Below are 6,315 nucleotides of genomic sequence, written 5' to 3'. Positions count from 1 at the left end.
ACTCAACGGGGCTCTATCCACGCTTGCTCGGGTGGCCGCCACTACAGTCGGTGGCGATGAGGAGGCGACGTGCGTCTAGATGAGTTACGCCCCGGGATGCGGCTGAGAGGGGTGGTGTCGGGGGCGCCGGTGACGGTGCTGTCGGTGCTGCTGCATGGCTCGTCTGCGGCGACGATTGTCTACCGGACCGTGACTGGGTCGTTGGAGGAGTCGGTCGTGTACGCGGCCGATCAGGACCGGATCGTCGAGGAGCCCGCGGCCGGGCGGGCGTTCGACGCGGACACGAACGACTTCAAGCTCGCCGCGGAGGCTCAGCGGATCCAGATGGCGGGGCTGTTCGATCCGATGCTCGCAGTCGCGACCAGCGACGTGCAGCCGCTGCCGCACCAGATCCAGGCCGTGTACGGGGAGCTGTTGCCGCGTACGCCGTTGCGGTTCCTTCTGGCGGACGACCCTGGTGCGGGCAAGACGATCATGGCTGGGCTGTTCATCAAGGAGCTGATGCTGCGCGATGACATCAAGCACGCGCTGATCGTCGCGCCGGGCGGGCTGGTGGAGCAGTGGCAGGACGAGCTGGAGACAAAGTTCGGGGTCCGGTTCGAGCTGCTGACGAACCAGATGATCGACGCGAACTACTCGCGCAACGTGTTCGAGGCGAACCCGCTGCTGATCGCGCGCATGGACCAGCTGGCCCGCAACGAGGACCTGCAGGACAAGCTCGCCGAGACCGAGTGGGACCTGATCGTGGTCGACGAGGCCCACCGCATGGGCGCTGCCTACTTCGGCAACAACCTGAACAAGACGAAGAGGTTCCTGCTCGGCGAGCTCCTCGGGTCCCTCACCCGGCACCTGCTGCTGATGACCGCGACCCCCCACTCGGGAAAGGAGGAGAATTTCCAGCTGTTCCTGACCCTGCTGGACAAGGACCGGTTCGAGGGCAAGAGCACTGCCTCGGTGAACACGGCCGGGGTGATGCGCCGCATGGTCAAGGAGGACCTGCTCACCTTCGAGGGCCGGCCCTTGTTCCCCGAACGGATCGCGGTCACCGTCCCGTACGAGCTGAGCAGCGCCGAGCTCGCCCTGTACGACGAGGTCACCCGCTACGTGCGCGAGGGCATGAACCGCGCCGACCGGCTCGACGGCAAGCGCCGCAACACCGTCGGGTTCGCCCTGACGGTCCTGCAACGACGCCTCGCGTCCAGCCCGGAAGCCATCTTGCGTTCCCTCGAGCGGCGCGCTGACCGGCTCGAACGCAAGCGGGCCGCGATCGCCGCCGGCACCTGGCGTGACGACCTGCCCGACGTCGACCTGACTGACCCGGACGACGAGGACCTCAGCGCTGAGGAGACCGAGAAGCTCGAGGACACCCTGCTGGACGCGGCCACCGCCTCCCAGAGCGTTGAGGAGCTCCAGGTCGAGCTCGCGGACCTCGCCCGCTTGCTCGGGAAGGCACGCCAGGTCGCGGTCAGCGGCAGCGACCGCAAGTGGACCGAGCTGTCCACGATCCTGCAGGACCACGCGATTCCCCCAGACGCCCATGGCCGGCGCCGCAAGCTGATCGTGTTCACCGAGCATCGCGACACCCTCGAGTATCTGCAGCGCCGCACTGCCGGCCTGCTCGGGCGGCCCGAGTCGGTCGTCGCGATCCACGGTGGTGTGCGCCGCGCGGACCGGCGCCGCATCACCGAGGAGTTCACGCACAACCCCGAGGTGCAGGTACTGGTCGCCACGGATGCCGCCGGGGAGGGCCTGAACCTGCAGTCCGCGCATCTGATGGTCAACTACGACCTGCCGTGGAACCCGAACCGGATCGAGCAGCGGTTCGGGCGCGTGCACCGCATCGGGCAGGAAGAGGTCTGCCGGCTGTGGAACCTGGTCGCGGACAACACCCGCGAGGGAGAGGTGTTCACGACCCTGCTCGGCAAGCTCGAGCAGATGCGCACCACCTACGGGGGGAAGGTCTTCGACGTCCTCGGCCAGGCTTTCGACGAGGTCCCGCTGCGCCAGCTGCTGCTGGAAGCCATCCAGTACGGCGACGACCCCGCCACGAAGGCACGCATGCGCGCCGTCATCGACCGGTCCGTCGGCGACGGCCTCGTGGAGCTCATGAACGAGCAGGCCCTGGCCGCCGACCACCTCGCCGACGCCGACCTGCACCGGCTGCGCGCGGCGATGGACGAGGCCCGTGCCCGCCGCTTGCAGCCGCACTACATCGAGCTCGCCTTCCGGGAAGGCTTCGCGCGACTCGGGGGCCGCATGATCCTCCGCGAGGTGGGCCGGTTCGAGATCCGAAACGTCCCCGCGAACCTACGCACCCGCGCGAACGGCGCCGTAGCCACGCGCTACGAGCGCGTCACCTTCGACCTCGCGCACGTCCACCCCGACGGCAAGACCCGCGCCGAACTCCTCGCCCCCGGCCACCCCCTGCACGACGCCGTCATGGCCGACGCCGTCGCCCGTCACCGCGACGCGCTGCAGGCCGGGACCGTGCTGGTGTCCCGCGCTGTCACCGAACCCACCCTGATGGTCGGGGTCGCCGAAGAGATCACCGACGGAACCGGCGCCTACGTCGGCCGCCGCTTCGGCTACGCGTACGTCGACCAGCACGGCACCGTTACCGACGCCGGCCCAGCCCCTTACCTCGACTGCGTTGCGGCGCCCGCCAGCCCCGTCGTGGACGAGGCCAAGGCCTTGCCGTGGCTCGCCGACGCCGAGCAGTCCGCGGTCTCCTGGATGATCACGCACCGCCTGCCCGACTACCTCGCCGAGGTCCAGCCCCGCCGCACCGCCGAGCTGGAACGCACCCGCGACCTGGTCACCAAGCGCCTGCAGGCCGAGAACGAACGGCTCCTGCTCGAGGCAGCCGTCGCCCACGAGAAAGAAGACGCCGGCGACAAGCCCCGCGAGTCCAGCGAATCCCTCACCCGCAAGGCCGCCGAGCTAGACGCGCGCCAGCAGGCCCGCCTGGCCCGCATCACCCAGCAGCTCGCCATGACCGGCAAACCCCCCAGGCTCCTGACCGCCGCGCTCGTCCTGCCCATCGACTGGTTCGAGGATCCCGGCTACGACGACATGCCCACCCACGCCCGCGAGACCGAGACGGTCGAACGCCGCGCCGTCGACCTCGTCCTCACCCACGAACGCCGGCTCGGACGCACCCCCCGCGAGATGCCCCACAACAACCCCGGCTACGACCTCCTGTCCACCGCACCCGACGGGCACGTCTACACCATCGAGGTCAAGGGCCGCACCACCGGCGCCAAAGATTTCTGGATCACCCACCGCGAGATCCAGACCGGCAAGAACGCCCCACCCCTGTACCGGCTCGCGCTCGTCGCCGTCGACCCACGCGGCCCCGCCCACGACCAGATCCGCTACATCCCCGACCCCTTCGCCACCACCGACCTCGGCAGCTTCGCCACCGCAGGGATCCTCGGCAAGTGGGACCCCACCTGGGCCACCGGCCACGACCCCTTCTAGGACACGATCACGATGCCAACCAGCACCAGCCACGCACAGCCGATCCGGCGCAAGCTCATCGAGGTCGCGCTCCCCCTCGAGGCCATCAACCGCGAGTCCGCCAAGGAGAAGTCGGTCCGTCACGGCCACCCCTCCACCTTGCACCTGTGGTGGGCACGCCGCCCCGCCGCAGCGGCGCGTGCGTTCCTGTTCGCCCAGATCGTCGACGACCCAAGCAGCGACCCCACCCTCACCGAGGAAGAGCAGCGGGAGGAACGCGAGCGCCTGCACCGCATCGTCGAGCAGCTCGCGTCCTGGGACAACACCAAGGACGAGGCACTGCTGGCCCGGGCCCGCGCCGAGATCCAGCGGTCCGCGGGTGGGAACCTGCCCAAGGTCCTCGATCCTTTTGCTGGTGGCGGGACGATCCCGCTGGAAACTCAACGTCTCGGCCTGGAGGCCCACTCCTCAGACCTCAACCCCGTCGCCGTCTTGATCAACAAGGCCTTGATCGACATCCCACCGCGCTTTCGCGACAACCCGCCCGTGCATCCTGACCTAGCCGAGAGGCTGCTGACCGAGCATGGCGCCGAGGCACTGGTCGCAGACGTCCGCGCTTACGGGCAGTGGATGAGCGACCAGGCTCAGGCGAGGATCGGGCACCTCTACCCGAAGGCCACTCTCCCGGACGGCTCGACAGGTGACGTGATCGCCTACCTGTGGGCTCGGACCGTGGTCTGCCCCAACCCGGCCTGCGCGGTGGACATGCCCCTGCTGAGGTCACGCTGGCTGAGCAAGAAGCGGGGCCGCGAGACCTACCTCGTCTCCAAGGTCGTCAGCGACCCGCAGCACCCCAGCGGGAGACGGGTCACCTTCGACATCAGCCAGGACCTCACCAACGCCCCCACCACTGAGCACGACGGCACGGTGGGACGACGTGGGGCGACCTGCATCGCCTGCGGGACCGCAGTCTCCTTGGCCACGATCCGCGCCGAGGGCCGCGCAGGGCGGATCTCCAGCACGCTCATGGCCGTCGCCGCCAACCAGGGACGCACACGGCACTACCTGCCTGCGGACGACCACCACCTGCGCGCTGCACGCGATGTCCCTGCCGTGGACGCCCCGCACGAGGAGCTGGGCTACTACCCGCGCGACTTGAAGGCCCCCACCTACGGGCTGACCCGCTTCGCAGACCTGTTCACCCCGCGCCAGCTCGTTGCCCTAGACACCTTCACGAGCCTCGTCTCCGAGGCCCGTGAACACGTCCTGGCCGACGCGCTCGCGGCCGGCATGCCAGCCGGGGACCCCCTCGAGGCCGGTGGGTCCGAGGCTGTCGCGTACGCCGATGCTGTCGCGACCTACCTCGGCCTCGGTGTCAGTCGCATGACTGACATCTCCAACGCCTTGTGCCATTGGGAGAACACGAAGCAACAGGCCCGGCACCTGTTCGCCCGACAGGCGATCCCGATGCTGTGGGACTTCGCCGAGACCATCCCCTTCGGCAAGGCCGCCGGGTCGTTCATGGTCAGCCTCACCAGTCTGACCAAGGCCATCACCGACACCGGAGGCCCCCGGGCCGTAGTCACCCAGGCCGATGCCAGCACCCGCTCCTACAGCGGTCTCGTGCTGGCCTGCGACCCGCCCTACTACGACAACATCGGCTACTCGGACCTGTCGGACTTCTTCTACGTCTGGCTGCGCCGCGCGCTGCGCACCGTCCACCCACACCTGCTATCCACGCTGCTGGTGCCCAAAACCGAGGAGCTCGTGGCCAACGCCTACCGCCACGGCGGCGCCGAGCAGGCCCGCGATTTCTTCGAGCACGGCTTCCAGCGGGTCTTCGCACGTGCACGCGAGTCAGCGAACGCGGACTACCCCATCGCGGTCTACTACGCGTTCAAGCAGTCCAGCGAGGACGAGACCGGAACGACATCGACGGGCTGGGAGACGCTCCTGCAGGGAATGATCCGGGCCGGCTGGACGATCACAGCCACCTGGCCCGCGCGAAGCGAGCTGAGCAACCGGATGCTCGCCAGCGGCAAGAACGCACTCGCCTCCTCCATCGTCTTGTCTCTACGCCCCCGGGATGCGTCCGCACCCACCACTGACCGTCGGGGCTTCATCCGGGACCTGCAGGCCGAGCTCCCGGGAGCGCTGCGCAAGCTACAGCAGGGGGCCATCTCCCCGGTCGATCTACCGCAAGCCGCGATCGGTCCGGGCATGGCAGTCTTCTCCCGATACGCGGGCGTGCTCGAGCCTGACGGCACGCAGATGTCAGTGAAGTCCGCGCTGGCGCGGATCAACGAGATCCTGGACGAGGTGCTGAACGAGCAGGAGGGTGACTTCGACCCGACGAGCCGGTTCGCGCTCGCGTGGTATCGACAGCACGGTTACGAGGCTGGGTTGTTCGGGGATGCGGACAACCTGGCCCGTGCCCGGAACACGAGCGTGGCCACGATGGATCGCGATGAGATCCTGACGAGCCGGGCGGGCCGGGTGCAGCTCCTCGCGCCGGCGGCGTTGCCGGTTGGGTACGACGTGCTCGCGGACGACCACACCAGCAACTGGGAGGCCTTGCACTACGCGATCAAGGCCCTCGACGCCGGTGGCGTGGAGGGCGCCGGCCAGTTCATGGGGCGCGCGCTGTCGCGGGAGGACGAGGCCGTAGACGCTGACCGGGTCAAGGAGCTCGCGCACCTGCTGTTCCGGATCGCGGAGGACAACGGGTGGACGAAGGACGCGTTGAGCTTCAACGCGCTGGTCACGTCCTGGCCGGAAATCACGAGGGCCGCTCATGCCGCACCAGCGGCGTCCGCGGCGCAGGGTTCGTTCGCGTTCGACGAGGAAGAGGCCTGA

General features: G+C 68.9%; 2 protein-coding genes. Both read left to right on the top strand.

The window, feature by feature from the left end:
• The first annotated feature begins 216 nt into the window (after window positions 1–216).
• The gene (locus tag B4E97_RS07750; RefSeq protein WP_286959342.1) at window positions 217–3,480 is read left to right on the top strand and encodes a helicase-related protein; all 3,264 of its coding nucleotides are present in this window, start codon (window positions 217–219) and stop codon (window positions 3,478–3,480) included.
• Window positions 3,481–3,492: 12 nt separating this feature from the next.
• Window positions 3,493–6,315 (top strand): DUF1156 domain-containing protein, encoded by a 2,823-nt coding sequence (locus tag B4E97_RS07745; RefSeq protein ID WP_286959340.1) that lies wholly within the window; start codon window positions 3,493–3,495, stop codon window positions 6,313–6,315.

Origin of the sequence: Arsenicicoccus sp. UBA7492 (genome assembly GCF_002479615.1) — a bacterium.
Lineage (GTDB): Bacteria > Actinomycetota > Actinomycetes > Actinomycetales > Dermatophilaceae > Arsenicicoccus > Arsenicicoccus bolidensis.
The sequence above is the reverse complement of the archived record's forward strand: the minus strand, read 5'-3'. Positions and strand labels throughout refer to the sequence as shown.